The organism is uncultured Gimesia sp. (assembly GCF_937910335.1).
Classification (GTDB): Bacteria; Planctomycetota; Planctomycetia; order Planctomycetales; family Planctomycetaceae; genus Gimesia.
The window spans coordinates 1-14,671 of record NZ_CALEMX010000297.1; the positions used below are offsets into that span (position 1 = coordinate 1).

Here is a 14,671-nt window from a genome sequence, read left to right on the forward strand (position 1 = left end):
TGGCGCAAATTACGTGCCAAAGCGAGGGAAGTCATCTGGGAAATGCGGGATTAAGGATCCTGCAAAAGCGAAAGCCGATCCAGATTTTTGCTCAGTGCAGGCAACTTTGGGCACGAGATTCAGAGATCGTTGAAGAGAATGACGAAGCGCAAATGATCAGAAAAGCGCTCAAACGGCTGCCTACCAATCAATCTGAAGTCGTGGTTTTGAAGATTTGGGAAGATATGACCTTTGCAGAAATAGCCAACGTGCTGGATGAATCGCCGAATACTGTGGCCAGTCGTTATCGTTATGCACTCCAGAAATTAGATAATTATCTGCGTCCCATGACGCATGAGGATATCAATGTTTGAATTTGAAGATCATCATTCACTGGAAGAACAACTCATGAAGGTGTCTTCTGACTCTGCAATTCCATTGCGAGTCAGTCACCGTCAACAAGTGCTGGATGCAGCACGGCAGGCCCGTTCCAGAAAGATCTATCAGCGAAGTCTGGTTGCCGGGGTCATGTTTTTTCTGGCCATGACATTGTTATACGGAATGCGTGATTCAGAGAGGACGCAGACCGCGGCTTCTGATCGCGGACCGGGTTGGTCGAAAGCAATCTACGTGAAAAGCAGCCAGGTATTAGGAATCTCTACAACAACTCATCAACCAGTGATCATCAAGACTGATTGGAATTCCGTGCAGGCGACTTTGAAGCAAACTGGTGAATGGGGGCTCGTCGATGCCGTCGTTCAATTTCGGAATGAGCGAGCAGGAACGATTGAGCAGATCTTTCATCGAGGCGATTAATGCAGGAGACCTTGTCCCAACGCTTTCAGGAGCAGCTTCCTGAAAAAACAGAGAACCATCCGGAATTCGTGACAGAGCTGGTTGATTTAATATTAAATCAGGCACAGGAGATGAATGCCAGCGATATTCATTTGCTGCCAACCGAAAATAAAATGCGGATGGATTGGCGGATTGACGGTGTATTACATCATGTTGCCGATTTTTCACATGAGTTGGCTCCACGAATTACAGCGCGCTTGAAAGTCATTTCGCATTTATTGACCTATCGGACGGATGTTCCTCAGGAAGGCCGGATTCGCCAGCAGGGGGAACAGGCTGTCGAAACACGGATCAGTACCTTTCCTACACTCTATGGAGAAAAGGTGGTCGTGCGGTTGTTTGTCGGTTCGGGACAATACAAACATCTGGAAAGTTTAAATCTACCCGAGGAAATTCTTGTTGAATTGAAGCGGTTGCTTACACAAACCGGGGGCGTCATATTGATGACGGGACCGGCGGGCAGTGGTAAAACAACAACGATCTACGCATGTCTGCGCGAAATCATTCGACAATCAAAAGGATCGCGCAGTCTGGCTTCTTTGGAAGATCCCATTGAAGTAGTGGTTCCCACGGTGGCGCAGTCGCAGGTGAACCCTTCGTCCGGATTTGATATGGTACTTGGTTTGCGATCTCTTCTCAGGCAGGACCCTGAAGTGATCATGGTGGGTGAAATCCGTGATCGTGAAACCGCAGAAACGGTTTTTCAAGCATCGCTTTCCGGACATTTGGTTGTTACGACATTCCATGCGGGTAGTGCTACGGAGGCCGTCAGTCGTTTGGCAGATATGGGCATCGAGCCTTATTTGCTGCGCAGCGGATTATTGGCCATATTGAGCCAGCGATTATTGAGAAGGCTTTGTACCTGTGCCCGATTTTCCCAGGCGGAGGAGGACCGTTTGGGACTGTCTGCCGAACAATGGAAAGTTCCTGTCGGTTGTGCAGACTGTGGCCAAACCGGATACCGGGGACGGATCGTTCTTACAGAAATGTTACAGCCCAATGAGGTTGATGTGGCCAATGCAATTTTAAAACAAGCTGATGCAACAGCCCTGCATCAATTGGCGATCAAATCAGGAATGCGAACTCAGTGGGATCGTGCGATCGAAGCCGTGAATCAGGGGATCACCAGTCCTGCTGAAGTACGACGGATTCTGGGAATGACACGTTTGGAGTAATGAGTGACTCTGTTATGCGATTCACGATAAAGTAAATAACCCGGCAATAAATCGTTTCTACCATAGAGAGTGTGAATATGAATTCGAGAGACGATTCTGAAAAACCCAATACAAAAGAAACAAAGTTTGAACTGGACGAATTGATCGCTTTGAACGAAGAGATCATTTCTTTGGTTCAAGCCGGGATTCCGCTGGAGCTGGGCTTGCGTGAAATGGGAAACGAACTGCCCGACCGCCTGGGTAATATCAGCGCGGACTTAGCTGATAGAATGGAGCGAGGTAGTTCGCTGGCTGAAGCAATGAATTCAGAAGGCGATCGATTTCCGAAGGTCTATCGCGTGATTGTAGAAGCGGGAATCAAATCAGGAAAATTGACAGTTGCACTGGAGGAAATGTCAAATTATGCCTGGGAGTTGTTTCATTTACGACGCCAGATCGGCATGGCAATGATTTATCCTCTGATCGTATTCAGTTTGGCGTATGGTCTGTTTCTGGTATTTCTGTTTGAAATGCTCGCGCGATTTAACATTGTGTATGAGGTATTTCGTCTGGGGGAAACCCGTCCCTTACATTATTTAAATGTCATGGAATCAACGATCGTGTATTGGGGGATGATACCACCGTTATTACTTTTTTTGTTTGTGATATTATGGATGCGGACCGGCAGTTCCCAGTTGTTGAATTTTAAAGGGACCAGCCGCCTGATTGGATGGATTCCAGGCGTACAAAAGATAGCGAATTATTATCGATACGGAAATTTTTCGGAATTGATGTCGCTTTTGATTCAGCAGCAGATTCCATTTTCAGAATCGATTGTGTTGGCGGCGGAAGCAACCGGCGATGATCAATTGGTGAATTCAGCGAATCTGATGGCAGAGCGACACTCCATGTCTCAACTGGAAACAGGCGATACGACGAAAGAATATGGCTGGCCACCTTTGTTGACCTGGTTGTTGACGACAAAAAATCAACAGTATGAATTAAGTCTGGCGTTGAAAAACGCCGCCGATATGTATCGGAGAAAAGCAACCAACTATACGCGATGGTTTAGAGTCTTGTTTCCGATCTTTACTGGAACCATTATCGGAGGCGGAGCGGTATTGTGCTATTCTCTTGTATTATTTCTGCCATTCTCCGATATGCTTAAACAATTAGCGAATCCTTAAAGTTCTCACTCTAATGTGAGTTAATCATTTTCAAAATTTATGTCAATTTGATGTGTGTTCGTTTTCAAGGGATTGAAGTCAGATGATTTGGTATCGTTACCAGGGAATCAATTCGAAAGGCAAAAACGTCTCAGGCCGTATTCATGCTGCGGACGGGGATGAAGTGGCCAGTTTGCTTCAGGACCAGGGCGTCATCATTAGACGTATTGAAGAAGATGAGGATGTAGCAGAGATGGCATATGCTGCTCCGGAAGTTTCAAAAGCGAACCATTTTTCGAATCTTTCATCGCGTGATTTTGAAGTGATTTCCGATCATCTATCTGATTTGACGCGTGCCAAGCTGCCTTTGTCCAGGGGGTTGGAAGCGGTTTCGCATGAAATCGAAAATGCACGCATTCGCTCCGCCGTTCAGAAAATGGCATCAGAACTGAATGCAGGAAATGATCTGGAAACGGTATTAGCAGATTCTAAAGCGCCGCGTGAACTCTGTGCTCTGGTACATGCTGGTACTCAATCAGGTAGAATGACGGAAATTCTGGCGGACTATGTTGCTCATACCAGGCAACTTTCAGAAATGAAAAACCAGTTATTGATGGCGCTTAGTTATCCACTAATTCTGCTCGGCTTCGCGACATTGGTGTTATTGAGCATCCTGTTCTGGATTGTGCCTTCATTTGAATCGATCTACATGGATTTTCAGGTGGAATTGCCGGCCATTACTTTAAAACTGATGCAGGCATCTCTCTTTTTGCGCACTCAATGGTGGTGGTATCTTCCTGCGGTTTTGATCTCAGTGACAGGTTGTCTGTGGTTTATCAAGACGGACATGGGTCAAGTTGTCTCGCAAAAAATTATTTATCGTTTACCTCTGGTAGGAGGTTTATTAAGTGGAATTACGGTTTCCCGTTTCTCTCATTTGCTGGCTTTACTGGTGGATAATGGAACTCCTTTTCATGAAGCCATGAAACTGTCAGGGGAAAGCTCCAGTAATTATCAAATTCGCGCAGCGTGTCGACAATTTACTCAAGCTGCTTCAACTGGAGAAGCACAATTGGCGCCTCTGGAATCATTAAATATATTCCCCGCGACTTTCTTGCGGACATTGGCAAACCATACAGGAACTTCTTCTCGAACGGAACCAAAATATTCCGTTGAAATTCTGAATGCTTTATCAGATATGTTGAACAGCCAGACCAGGGTGCGCATTACATTTTTTGCGAGTGTCGTCGAGCCGCTCATCATTATTTTCTGTGGGACACTGATGGGTTTTTTATTCATCGCCATGCTTGCTCCCCTGATTAAGCTGCTGAATATGCTCTCATAAAACTATTTACAGATTCGTGATGATTCATAAACAGTTAGAATAAGGTCATCAGAACAGATCGCGACAGTATGGATCGGAATTCAGGTTTCAAAAAGTTTTTGAGTGTTGAACATAGTCCCCTGCTCTATGGGTGTGGGATTTTTTCGATCTTTGGTCGCGTCACCTATTCACAGCAGGTGGCTTTGTTGCGTGTTCTGGCTATTACTTCAGAGAAACAGCTTCCGTTAATTGACGTGCTGGAGACATTTGCGAAAGATGTGCGAGGCCGTTGGAGATATCAAATTCTCCGACTGGTTGATTTGCTCAGAAGCGGCGTGTCACTTGCGGATGCCATTGAGAAGATCCCCACGGTTATTCCCTCGCATGCCTATTTTCTGGTGAAGGCTGGTGCAGAATCAGGCACGCTGCCTTCCGCTTTTGCATTGGCTGCGGAAACCTGCGCCGAGCGGCGCAACGACCGTGATTTTTTGCGTCCGGGAACCTGGGTTTATATCAGTACTATAGTAACAATTATGTTGTTAGTCCAAGCGTTTATCTGTTACTACATTATTCCCAAAATGAAAAAAATCTATTTTGATTTTGACATGGAATTGCCGGCTTTAACCGTGGAACTTATTCAGGCTGCGGATTGGTTCGTCAATTATTTCTATCTCTTTCCGGCGCTCGGCGTAATTATTTCCGTGCTCAGAGTTTTTCTGATCAAGTTGGGCATTCTTGAAAGAAAAGGGTATGGAAGGTCTTTTTCAGGGATTTATCCGCGCGGGAGAGCCCCCGATGTCTTACGTTTTTTACATGTTGTCACCGAATCGGGGCGTCCGTTACTGGGGGCTTTTGAAACGCTAACGCATACGACTACGAACCGATTTATGTCGCAGCGGTTTCGAGCGATCCTGGAAGATATTCGTAGAGGCAATGATTGCTGGACTGCGTTGCATGATTATAGTCTGTTGGCTCCGAGTGAAGTGCGATTGTTGCAGTCTGCACAAAGAGCCGGCAATCTGAGTTGGGCACTCAAAGCGGTCGCCAAAAGTATTGAGCGGCGTATCGATTATCGTATGGCATTGGTAAGAGAATATTTTGAACCGGCGATGATATTGGGCATCGGTTGTGTGGTGGGCGCCTTCGTAATTGGTCTGTTTTTGCCATTGGTGAGTCTCATGAATTCCCTGGCATAACGTTTTTATATTGGTTAGTACCGTGAGAAATCAAATTCGTACTAGAATGTATTTTCCATCAAAAGTCGGATTGGCGCTGCGCGAGCGGCGTGGATTCACACTGATCGAAATGATGGTCGCCGGTGTATTGTTGACAGCGGTCATGATGATCGTCGTGCCTGCCATTTTTTGGGTACATCGTGAACGCAGACAAACCGAACGCTATCAGGTCGCGATCGTTGAAGTAGAAAACATGATGGAACGAGTGGTGGCGTTACCTTTCAGTGAAGTGAAGCAGTCGACGGTAGACAAATTAGCTCTTTCAGAAAGTGCTCTGCGACAATTATCCGATGCAGATTTGAGAATTGAAATCAGCGAGCCAGATCAAGTGCTGCAAATGAAAAAAATTCAGATCCGGCTGGGCTGGAAAGATCATCGGGGACTCAATGTGGCCCCGGTTCGATTGACATCCTGGGTCGGTCTTAAGGAAAAACAGAAATGAAGCGGCGTCGCTTTTGCATCTCAATAAAACAGTATGGCATTCCACCGGGAGTTTCTCTTGTAGAGGTTGTGGTTGCGATGGGCATCGCCACGATTATGATGGGCATCAGCATGACAACGATGCATACCGTCATGCGTGCCGAGCGTGAAACGAGTAAAGCAGCCTGGTTAGGGTCGTCTTTTCATCGCTTTTCACGTCTCATCCGCTCTGATATTCATGCGGCAACCAGCCTGGAATTTCTGAAAGGGTCAACACGCAACAGTCCCGAACTGACAATTAAAAAAACGGGCGCCGAAATCGTGAAGTATCGGATAGAAGGTCACCGAATTTTTCGAGTGGTGACGAGGAATGAGCAACAGGTTCATCGGGATGGTTTCTTTTTACCGGAAGGAAGCCATGCTTACTTTTTTGAACGGAAGCGTTTGAATCAGGCGGGCATCGCCATTGATGAACCCTCACACGCGAAAAACACTCTGAAGCAGGATAAAACATCGGTCAAAAATTCTGAGATCAAATCGTCGCACAGAGATCTCGAGATTATTTCCACAATAGGTCATGACTATCGTCTGACTAACATGCAAATTAAACCAACGAAAAAAGAAACAAAATAAGCGGACAAGCAGGGTCAATACTATGCGAAGATCATCAAAATCTCGAATACAAACCAAGATGAGTGTCGCTCGGCAGGGCGCTGTTCTAGTAATTGTCATGGTTTGTCTGATGTTAGTTTCTCTTTTAATGGCTTCGCTACTGAAGTCTGCTTTATTGCAAAGACGGCAAATGATGAAAGAACAGTTTCGTGTTCAAGCGGAATGGATTTTGGAGTCGGCGCTGGAACGCGCTGCCTTACAACGCTTGAAAGATCCGAAATATCAGGGTGAGGTCTGGAAAATCAACCCCGTTGATTTGGGAACTCGTTATGCAGGGTCTGCAGAGATTACACTCAAACCAGCAGGAAAGGATGACCGCCTGATATCGATTGAGGCCCGTGTTAAATATCCTGAGAAAACAACGTTTTCGGTTACCCGAACAAAAAAGGTTGTTTTATGATCTGACCTGCAAGAGAGGATATTGGTTCTATATTAATCATACATTGTAAGCTCTTTTTTAATTTTATATATCCAGGGAATGAAAATGATGAAAGACGTTTTTACGAGATCACAAATTCGAATTCGGCGAAGCGCCAAACCGCGGGGCTTCACTTTGATTGAGTTACTGGTGGTGATTGCGATTATCGCCATCTTAATTGCCCTCTTATTGCCGGCGGTTCAACAGGCCCGCGAAGCAGCCCGTCGTACACAGTGCAAAAATAATTTGATGCAAATCAGCCTGGCGATTCAAAATTATGAAATGGCTTTCGAAGTATTACCGGCTGGTGTTTATAACCAGACGGGTCCTATTAAAAATGAGCCCGTGGGATATCACATGGGCTGGTTAGCAGGAATGATGCCCTATCTAGATCAACAGCCCCTTTTTCGTGCGATTGATTTTAAACAAAGTGTTTACGCTCCAGACAATCAGCAGGTTCGCAAGGCGCCCGTTTCCGTGATGCGATGTCCTTCAGATCCACATCAATCACTCACACGTTCTGTTGCAGAGGATAACATCGAAATTTATCAGACCAACTATGCAGCCTGCTATAACGGTGGGGATGCTCCCATTAACGTTGATAACACAGGTGTGATGTATTTAAATAGCAGTGTCAGCTATGAACAGATCACAGATGGCAGTAGCAATACCATCTTTATCGGCGAACATTTATTCAAAGAGACTGACCTGGGTTGGATGTCCGGAACGAAAGCCAGTTTACGAAATACCGGTTCTTTTAATGCTGACTTTCCAAAGAGTGCCGGAGCCTATAATCGTAAGCCCCCTCAACCTTTGCCGGATGAAGAAGCAGATGACAAGAACCAGAATCCCGTTGATCCTCTCCTCAAAGTGGGTGGGTTTGGCAGCTATCATGTCGGAGGTGCTCAGTTTGGTTTAGGAGACGGCTCTGTCAGGTTTCTCTCTGAAAATATTGATGCCGCACTCTTCGAGCAATTGGGCAATCGCGCTGATGGAAAGCTGATCATGCAAGAATTTTAAGTGAATTCTGTGTTGAGTGAATGTATCATCCACGTGGATGATACATTTGATGCACTGCTTTCAGACGGCTATGTTCTACGTGAGTGTAGATTTGCGTGGTGCGAATATTGGCGTGTCCCAATAATTCCTGGAGTGCACGAATTTCGGCACCGCCGGCCATCATGTGAGTGGCAAAACTGTGTCGTAAAGTATGCGGACTGACTTCTTTACTACATCCAATCCGAGCCGCATTTTTCTTGACGATGTTCCAGACCATGATTCGTGAAAGCTGCTTGCCGCCCCGGTTCAGAAAAAGCGACTGGTCAGTCTGATTGCGTTTCACCATCGCGGGCCGTTCATGGTTCAAGTAGGCTTCTACGGCAGCGACAGCAACCGGATTGAGTGAAACCATACGTTCTTTATTCCCTTTTCCGATGCAACGTGCGTAGCCTTCATCCAGTTTGACGGCGTCCATAGGCAGGCTCACGATTTCGGTCACACGACAACCTGTGGCATACAGCATCGCCAATATGGCGCGATCCCGCAAAGGGTAACGATCTTCTCTGCAAGGGGCCATCAGGAGTTCATTCACCTTTTCGGGGCTCAAGACTTTGGGCAAATATTTCCAGAGTTTGGGCGCGTTGAGGAGGTCAGCAACACTTTCCGCCAGGACTCCTTCGAGGACCAGATAGCGAAAAAATAATTTGATCGATGCCAGATGCCGGGCGACGGTGGTTGCCGCCAATTTTCGCCGGTTAAGTTTTCCCAGGTAGCTGGAAAGAAATCTCAAATCGACATCACTTAGCGGAAGGGGTTCCTGTTTGGCGTACCATGCCAGAAATTGAACGATATCCGAGTGGTAGGCAGAGATCGTATTGACCGCCATTCCACATTCGGCTTCCAGATAATTTAAGAACGGCTCCAGGTGTTCGCCAGGGTCTGCATGTTTGCGGGCCTGAAATTTTGATTTCGCGGGTGGTCTTTTACGTGGAGGCATGAAGCACCTTTGAAGTGACTGACGAGAATGAATCCGGTTTCAATATAACTTAGAATGTCGGCGTGGTAGCCAGCCTCTCTGATTCTGGAGGTGCAGACAATGGTCCCTAAGTTTTATCGGTGAAAAGCGATGAATGCCTTGAGTCCGAAACAGATTAGCGCAATCCCAACGGTTGTAAGGGGCAATGAGCGGCGATGAATGTCTGGCTTTCATCTGCGTCATCAAAAAGGACGTTGACCGTTCGTTTTCGGGAATAACCACTCATTCCCATGACGGTTCCAACACCATAACGGGGATGTCTGACGCGCATTCCAACGGAAAATCCTTGCGGAAGTTCGGCAGCTTCCGGTATTTGTTTCAGGAGATCTGCACCGGTCATTAAGAGAGGACGTTTCGTTATCGAGGCTTTCAATGCTTCGGTGTCAACCTTACCCTCTTTGACCGATTCAACGAATTCATCGAAATGAGATTTCGATTCGAAGATGTTATCAGTCTGGTCGTTGACCTCGACGTCAATTTCTTTCAGAAAGTCGCTGGTGATCGTCCGCCAGGGGCGCCCTCTGAGAGAACGTTCGCGTGTTTGTGTCAGGTAAAGAGACTGTTCGGCTCGTGTAATGCCAACGAAGAAGAGCCGTCGTTCCTCTTCCAGTCCTTCGCGAAATTCTTCGCGCAGGACGCGCTCATGGGGTATCAGGTTTTGTTCCACACCAACAATAAAGACAACCGGGTATTCCAGTCCTTTAGCTGCATGCAGCGTCATGAGTGTCACGCGACCAGCCGTCGCATCCAAGTGGTCAGTGGCACTGGCCAATGTGCTGACTTCCAGGAATCCTTCCAGGTTCGTTTCTTCACCGTAGATTTCGTCGTATTTCCGTGCCGTTGATACTAATTCATTCACATTGGAAATTCGCTGTTGATCTTCTTCATTGGGGCTTTCTTTCCAACTGTCGATCAAGCGGGTGCTATCGATGATCGATTCCATCAGATGCGCAACCGATCCGGAATCGGCCATTGAAAAACCGGAGATCATTTTTGCGAATCGCGCGACCATTGTTGCGGCACGTTTGGAAAGTTTAGGGCAGTCTGCAGCTTGATGAGCGGCTTCCAGCAGGCTGATCTTTTTTTCATCGGCCCAGCGCATCAGTTTATTTTGTGTCGTTTTGCCGATACCTCGCAACGGTTTATTTACAATTCGAGAAAATGCCACTCGATCATCCGGGTTGTTGATCAATTTCAGATAGGATAGTAAATCCTTCACTTCTGTTCGTTCATAAAAGGCGACACTGCCTGCCAGTTGATAGGGGATTTTATGTCGCGCTAATGCCAGTTCCAGTTCTCTGGAAAGCGAATTCACTCTGTAAAATATGGCAAAATCCGTGTATTGAAAGTCACCCTGATCGACGGCATTACGAATTCGAAGTGCTAATTCGTTCGCTTCATGGCGTTCATCGGAAAAGCAGAGTAGTTCAACCGGAGTTCCTTCTTTATTTTCCGTGAACAGCGCCTTGGCTTTGCGTTTTTGATTATGTGATATCAAATCGTCAGCTACTCTCAGGATTGCTTTTGTACTGCGAAAGTTTTGTTCTAATCGAACAGTTTTACAGTCTGGAAAATCTCGTTCAAATTGCAGGATATTGGCAATTTTTGCGCCTCGCCAACCATAAATGGATTGATCAGGGTCACCGGTTACACAGAGGTTGCGCGTATTTAATGAAAGCCCCATTACAATTTGGTATTGCGCCAGATTCGTATCCTGATATTCATCCACCAGTATATATTGATATCGTTCGTCCAGAGTCGCGCGTAATTCAGGGGAACTTTTTAAGAGACAGGCAACGTGCAACAGCAAATCATCAAAGTCCACTGCATTTGATTCCAGTAAGAGTCTTTGATAAACCGGATAGACGCGCGCTGCGACCGCCTGCAGATGATTCCCAAATGATTCCTGATAGGCTTCTACAAATCGTTCTGCAGTGATCAGGTCATTCTTCGCGCGGCTGATCATTGAGGCAATTGTGGATGGATTATAGGTGACAGTATCAATATCTAACTCATGTAGAACATGACGAATTAGTTGGTGTTGATCTGTCGTATCAAAAATGGAAAAATTGCTGTCGAGGCCCACCGCGTTTCCGTATCGTCTTAGAATTCGAACACAGAATTTGTGAAAGGTAGAAATTTCTACGCGTGAATTCGGAATCAATTCCCGAACACGCTCGCCCATTTCGTCTGATGCTTTATTCGTGAATGTGATCCCTAAAATTTGATGTGGAGGAACCTGAGCGTGGATCAGCGAAGCAATCCGATGAGTGATGACGCGTGTTTTTCCTGAGCCGGGACCGGCGAGTACCAATAAGGGGCCTTGATGATTTGATACCGCCGCGTATTGCGCGGGTGTCAGGACCTGCTGGAAATCCAAGAGTAAATCCTTGTTCGTCTTTTTAAGGGGATTCAGTATTAGAAATAAACAATGTACGTTGCCTGCGCTGAAATTCCAAATCGAACAACTTAATATTCATCTCATTATACATGCATTTCTTCTAACACTCTGTGGCGGGCTCTCGTTCATTATGAATCAAAGTATCCGTATTTTGGTTTAGGCAAGAAATAGTGAACGGTTGTATGTTTTGTTAATGTTGCGAATTCAAGTTGCTTTGGTTGATTGCACAATATTTGTGGGTCCACTAGACTGCGCAGAGGTGGTCTGATGATGCACCTTGATATTTTGTTGAGCGAACCTTGAACTTTGACTTTTCCAATTTCAGAGTATGGGTTGTTTGGCGAGATTATTCGGCCAGGAACTTCACCACCTTGAATGTACAAGAAAACTGTAATAGCCGGAGATTAATTTTCGAACCTGCGTATTTAGCAGGGTTTTGCAGAGTTCGATGCTTTAATAGTTGAATGGCGGGGATGATGTACGAATTCAACACACATTCCTTGTCAGTAAATGACGATAAATAATTTTACAACGGTAGTCTCACCTCTACTCATTTGTAACGCGGACCAAATCTGTCCGGTGTTCTGATTATTCGGTGACCATCGTTTTTCGAATCCCTTTGTCGACGGAGTGCGATCAGACATGCTTTTCAAGGAACCTCAACCATCCAGAAAAAATCAAAAGTTTTTTGGCATGGTCAGTTTTGCCGTTTCAGGTATTACCAGTTTAATGTTGGTTGCTACAACCACGATGGCTGTTGAAGTCAAAAAGGCCCCGCCAAAGGAAGTCGGGTTACAAGGAATTCTGCCTGCCGAAGTTCCCGAGGATCTCGCTGAGACTCCCGAAGATTTGGAAGGGAAATGGGCCAAATGGGGCGATCAGGTTTCTGATTTGCTGGGCAAATTGTATGAATCAGATTTAAATCTGGCACAGCAAAAACAGACATTGGGTGCCCTGCAGGCAAAAATTAAAGAAGCAAAAGGTCAGGCAAATCTGGCGGAGTTCACCAGTCGTCTGGAACGACGGGTTGAAATCGCTGATGCTGTACTCAAAACCTTGGGACAAAACCTGGGAACCGTCAAGGCTGCTCAAATCAAGTCAAAACAAAATGAGTTGGCCGCGGCAGTGAAAGCGTTAACAAAATATCTGGACACATTGCAGAATGGTAATGGCTGGGTCGATTATCTGCAGTTAAAAGCACTGCAAAAGGAATTAAAAAACAGTTACTCTGAAGTCGAATTAAACGATTTATTAAAATCCTTGAAAGCACAATTTCAATCTCGTGGTGCACTGAAAGATACAGAGCAGCGTAAATTTTTTAACCAGAAACAGTTCAAAGACCTGGAAAAATCAGTCAATGCCTTTCTAGCTCAATCAAAGCCGGGTGCAGCCAAGGTGAATGTCAGTAAAGTTCGTCAGCAATTGAAATCGCTGGTGAGTAACCTGGAAGAATATGAAGCCACCCAAAGCAGTCATAACGCGTTTGAAGCGCGTAAAGCTTACGCTTTGTTACGTCAGGAACTGGAAGGCGGTCTGGGATCATTAACGAGTGCCCTGCGAAATGGTTATTTTAACTATAACCTGCGAGTTATGGTTGCTGAAGACTTTGTTAACCGTCTGATCAGTGATAGTACTTCTGAAACAGGCCCTGTCGTTGATTGCATTCTGGGAGCTTATGTCACAGGAAATCAGGCAACCACGACGGAAATCGGAGTCGATTTCAAGCCCAGTGATACTACATTGCGGTTCGATTTGACACTTTCTGGTGTCACAAACAGTTCGACCTCTGGTACAACAAGCCAGGCAACGATTTATACTGAAGGTCATCACGAGTTCTGGGGTGGCAAAGAAGTCAGTTTCGACGGAGATCTCTTCGTAACTCAGCCAGCCTGGGTGAAAGTTGATGCCAATAACACAACTGTCGGAGCCAGCACGAAACTGGACAGAGTGCCGCTGTTATCAAAACTGGGCCAGAAGATGGCCTACCGTCGTTCCGATCAGTTGCGAGGCGAATCGGAAGCAATTGCCGCTCAACGTGTTCGTGATCGGGTTCGTCCTCGTTTTGATGAGGAAGTAGATGGAAGAATTACCCAATCCAATAAAAAGGTGGGTGGTGAACTCAATAAGCGTCTGAGAGATAACGGCCTGTTTCCTTCAGCCCGCAGTTTTGCTTCGACAGACAGCCATCTTTACATTCGGACTCGTTTGATGGATACCGGTGAATTGGCCGCCAACTCGCCGCCACTTAACATCTCTGCAAAAGATAGCGTAGTTCTTCAGTTGCATGAATCTGTAATGAATAACAGCCTTTCACGAATGGGTCTGGAAGGCCGCAAAATTTCGGATCAGGACTTGATGGCCGAGTTTGAAAATTCGCTGGCCGATGTTTTGGGTCGAAAAGTGAAACTGGAACGACCTCCCGTTGATCCCGACAAAGGTCCCAATATACTAGCCTTTGATAAAAAGGATCCGATTCGGATTGAAATCAGCGACAACACCTTGAACATCATTCTGCGTTGTGGTTTCGAACAAAAAGGCGAGACAGCAGTACCGACTCAGATCATTACAGTCCCTCTGAGTTTCAAAGTTGCAGGGGACAAGATTCACGTGACACGTGGAAATGTCAAGTCGTCTGCTCTAGTGAAGCCGGAACGAATTGCAGCACAGATTGCTCGTGCGGGTGTCGTTCGCAACAAGATGGAAAAGGCATTTCCGAATCGTGTGGAAAATGCTCAAGTGAAAGCGAAACTGGAAAATCGGAATGTTTATCTGCACATTACCGGAATCGAACCGAAAGATGGCTGGTTAACTTTAACTATTGGAAACGATTTGACAGTTGAAAAACATGATGCCGTTCCACCTCCTGTGGAAAAAACAGCATCAGTGAAATAAGCTGAATTGAAAATGGATTAAGAAATAAAAAGAGGCGAATCAATCGATTCGCCTCTTTTTTTATGTAATGTGTAGTAGCCACTACTTTTCCTGACAGTAGTATCCCAACTTCACACGTTT

The 14,671-nt window shown here is 45.9% G+C and carries 13 protein-coding genes; 11 read left to right on the top strand and 2 right to left on the bottom strand.

What is annotated here, in order from left to right; translation table 11 throughout:
• From Q0668_RS11935 to Q0668_RS11980, 10 genes are all read left to right on the top strand, one after another.
• The coding region (locus Q0668_RS11935) for a sigma-70 family RNA polymerase sigma factor (RefSeq protein ID WP_298864730.1) at positions 1-353 on the top strand (353 nt) is incomplete at its 5' end.
• On the top strand, positions 346-795 hold the full coding sequence (locus Q0668_RS11940; RefSeq protein WP_298864734.1) for a hypothetical protein: 450 nt from the start codon (positions 346-348) through the stop codon (positions 793-795). The genes Q0668_RS11935 and Q0668_RS11940, both read left to right, overlap by 8 nt.
• 11 nt (positions 796-806) lie before the next feature.
• Entirely contained in the window at positions 807-2,009 is a 1,203-nt protein-coding gene (locus tag Q0668_RS11945; RefSeq protein WP_298864737.1) for a GspE/PulE family protein, read from the top strand.
• Positions 2,010-2,086: 77 nt separating this feature from the next.
• Positions 2,087-3,175: a type II secretion system F family protein gene (locus tag Q0668_RS11950; RefSeq protein ID WP_298864740.1), complete on the top strand. Its 1,089-nt coding sequence runs from the start codon at positions 2,087-2,089 to the stop codon at positions 3,173-3,175.
• Between the two features lie 82 nt (positions 3,176-3,257).
• Complete coding sequence (locus Q0668_RS11955; RefSeq protein ID WP_298864742.1) at positions 3,258-4,499, top strand: type II secretion system F family protein; 1,242 nt, start codon at positions 3,258-3,260, stop codon at positions 4,497-4,499.
• Between the two features lie 68 nt (positions 4,500-4,567).
• Complete coding sequence (locus Q0668_RS11960) at positions 4,568-5,674, top strand: type II secretion system F family protein (protein ID WP_298864746.1); 1,107 nt, start codon at positions 4,568-4,570, stop codon at positions 5,672-5,674.
• A gap of 46 nt (positions 5,675-5,720) precedes the next feature.
• Positions 5,721-6,155 carry a prepilin-type N-terminal cleavage/methylation domain-containing protein gene (locus Q0668_RS11965; protein WP_298864749.1) on the top strand — a complete coding sequence of 145 codons (435 nt, stop codon included), beginning with the start codon at positions 5,721-5,723 and terminating at the stop codon, positions 6,153-6,155.
• The gene (locus tag Q0668_RS11970) at positions 6,152-6,766 is read left to right on the top strand and encodes a hypothetical protein (protein ID WP_298864752.1); all 615 of its coding nucleotides are present in this window, start codon (positions 6,152-6,154) and stop codon (positions 6,764-6,766) included. The genes Q0668_RS11965 and Q0668_RS11970 overlap by 4 nt, the downstream gene beginning before the upstream one ends.
• A gap of 109 nt (positions 6,767-6,875) precedes the next feature.
• Positions 6,876-7,205, top strand: coding sequence for a hypothetical protein (locus Q0668_RS11975; protein ID WP_298864755.1), 330 nt, complete (start codon positions 6,876-6,878; stop codon positions 7,203-7,205).
• Between the two features lie 84 nt (positions 7,206-7,289).
• Positions 7,290-8,243 carry a DUF1559 domain-containing protein gene (locus Q0668_RS11980; protein WP_298864758.1) on the top strand — a complete coding sequence of 318 codons (954 nt, stop codon included), beginning with the start codon at positions 7,290-7,292 and terminating at the stop codon, positions 8,241-8,243.
• Between the two features lie 25 nt (positions 8,244-8,268).
• Here Q0668_RS11980 and xerD read toward each other — a convergent pair whose 3' ends face one another.
• Both xerD and Q0668_RS11990 read right to left on the bottom strand, forming a co-directional pair.
• Entirely contained in the window at positions 8,269-9,219 is a 951-nt protein-coding gene (gene xerD, locus Q0668_RS11985) for a site-specific tyrosine recombinase XerD (RefSeq protein ID WP_298864761.1), read from the bottom strand.
• Between the two features lie 154 nt (positions 9,220-9,373).
• Entirely contained in the window at positions 9,374-11,638 is a 2,265-nt protein-coding gene (locus tag Q0668_RS11990) for an ATP-dependent helicase (RefSeq protein WP_298864764.1), read from the bottom strand.
• Positions 11,639-12,301: 663 nt separating this feature from the next.
• Between Q0668_RS11990 and Q0668_RS11995 the strand changes: the two genes are divergently transcribed.
• Positions 12,302-14,551, top strand: coding sequence for a hypothetical protein (locus Q0668_RS11995; RefSeq protein WP_298864767.1), 2,250 nt, complete (start codon positions 12,302-12,304; stop codon positions 14,549-14,551).
• The last annotated feature ends 120 nt before the right edge of the window (positions 14,552-14,671 follow it).

What these genes read in the sequence shown, in the direction of transcription:
- Q0668_RS11965 (WP_298864749.1), top strand. Translation starts at nt 5,721, where the DNA reads ATGTATTTTCCATCAAAAGTCGGATTGGCGCTGCGCGAGCGGCGTGGA.
- Q0668_RS11960 (WP_298864746.1), top strand. Translation starts at nt 4,568, where the DNA reads ATGGATCGGAATTCAGGTTTCAAAAAGTTTTTGAGTGTTGAACATAGT.
- xerD (WP_298864761.1), bottom strand. Translation starts at nt 9,219, where the DNA reads ATGCCTCCACGTAAAAGACCACCCGCGAAATCAAAATTTCAGGCCCGC.
- Q0668_RS11940 (WP_298864734.1), top strand. Translation starts at nt 346, where the DNA reads ATGTTTGAATTTGAAGATCATCATTCACTGGAAGAACAACTCATGAAG.
- Q0668_RS11980 (WP_298864758.1), top strand. Translation starts at nt 7,290, where the DNA reads ATGATGAAAGACGTTTTTACGAGATCACAAATTCGAATTCGGCGAAGC.
- Q0668_RS11955 (WP_298864742.1), top strand. Translation starts at nt 3,258, where the DNA reads ATGATTTGGTATCGTTACCAGGGAATCAATTCGAAAGGCAAAAACGTC.
- Q0668_RS11975 (WP_298864755.1), top strand. Translation starts at nt 6,876, where the DNA reads ATGTTAGTTTCTCTTTTAATGGCTTCGCTACTGAAGTCTGCTTTATTG.
- Q0668_RS11970 (WP_298864752.1), top strand. Translation starts at nt 6,152, where the DNA reads ATGAAGCGGCGTCGCTTTTGCATCTCAATAAAACAGTATGGCATTCCA.
- Q0668_RS11995 (WP_298864767.1), top strand. Translation starts at nt 12,302, where the DNA reads ATGCTTTTCAAGGAACCTCAACCATCCAGAAAAAATCAAAAGTTTTTT.
- Q0668_RS11950 (WP_298864740.1), top strand. Translation starts at nt 2,087, where the DNA reads ATGAATTCGAGAGACGATTCTGAAAAACCCAATACAAAAGAAACAAAG.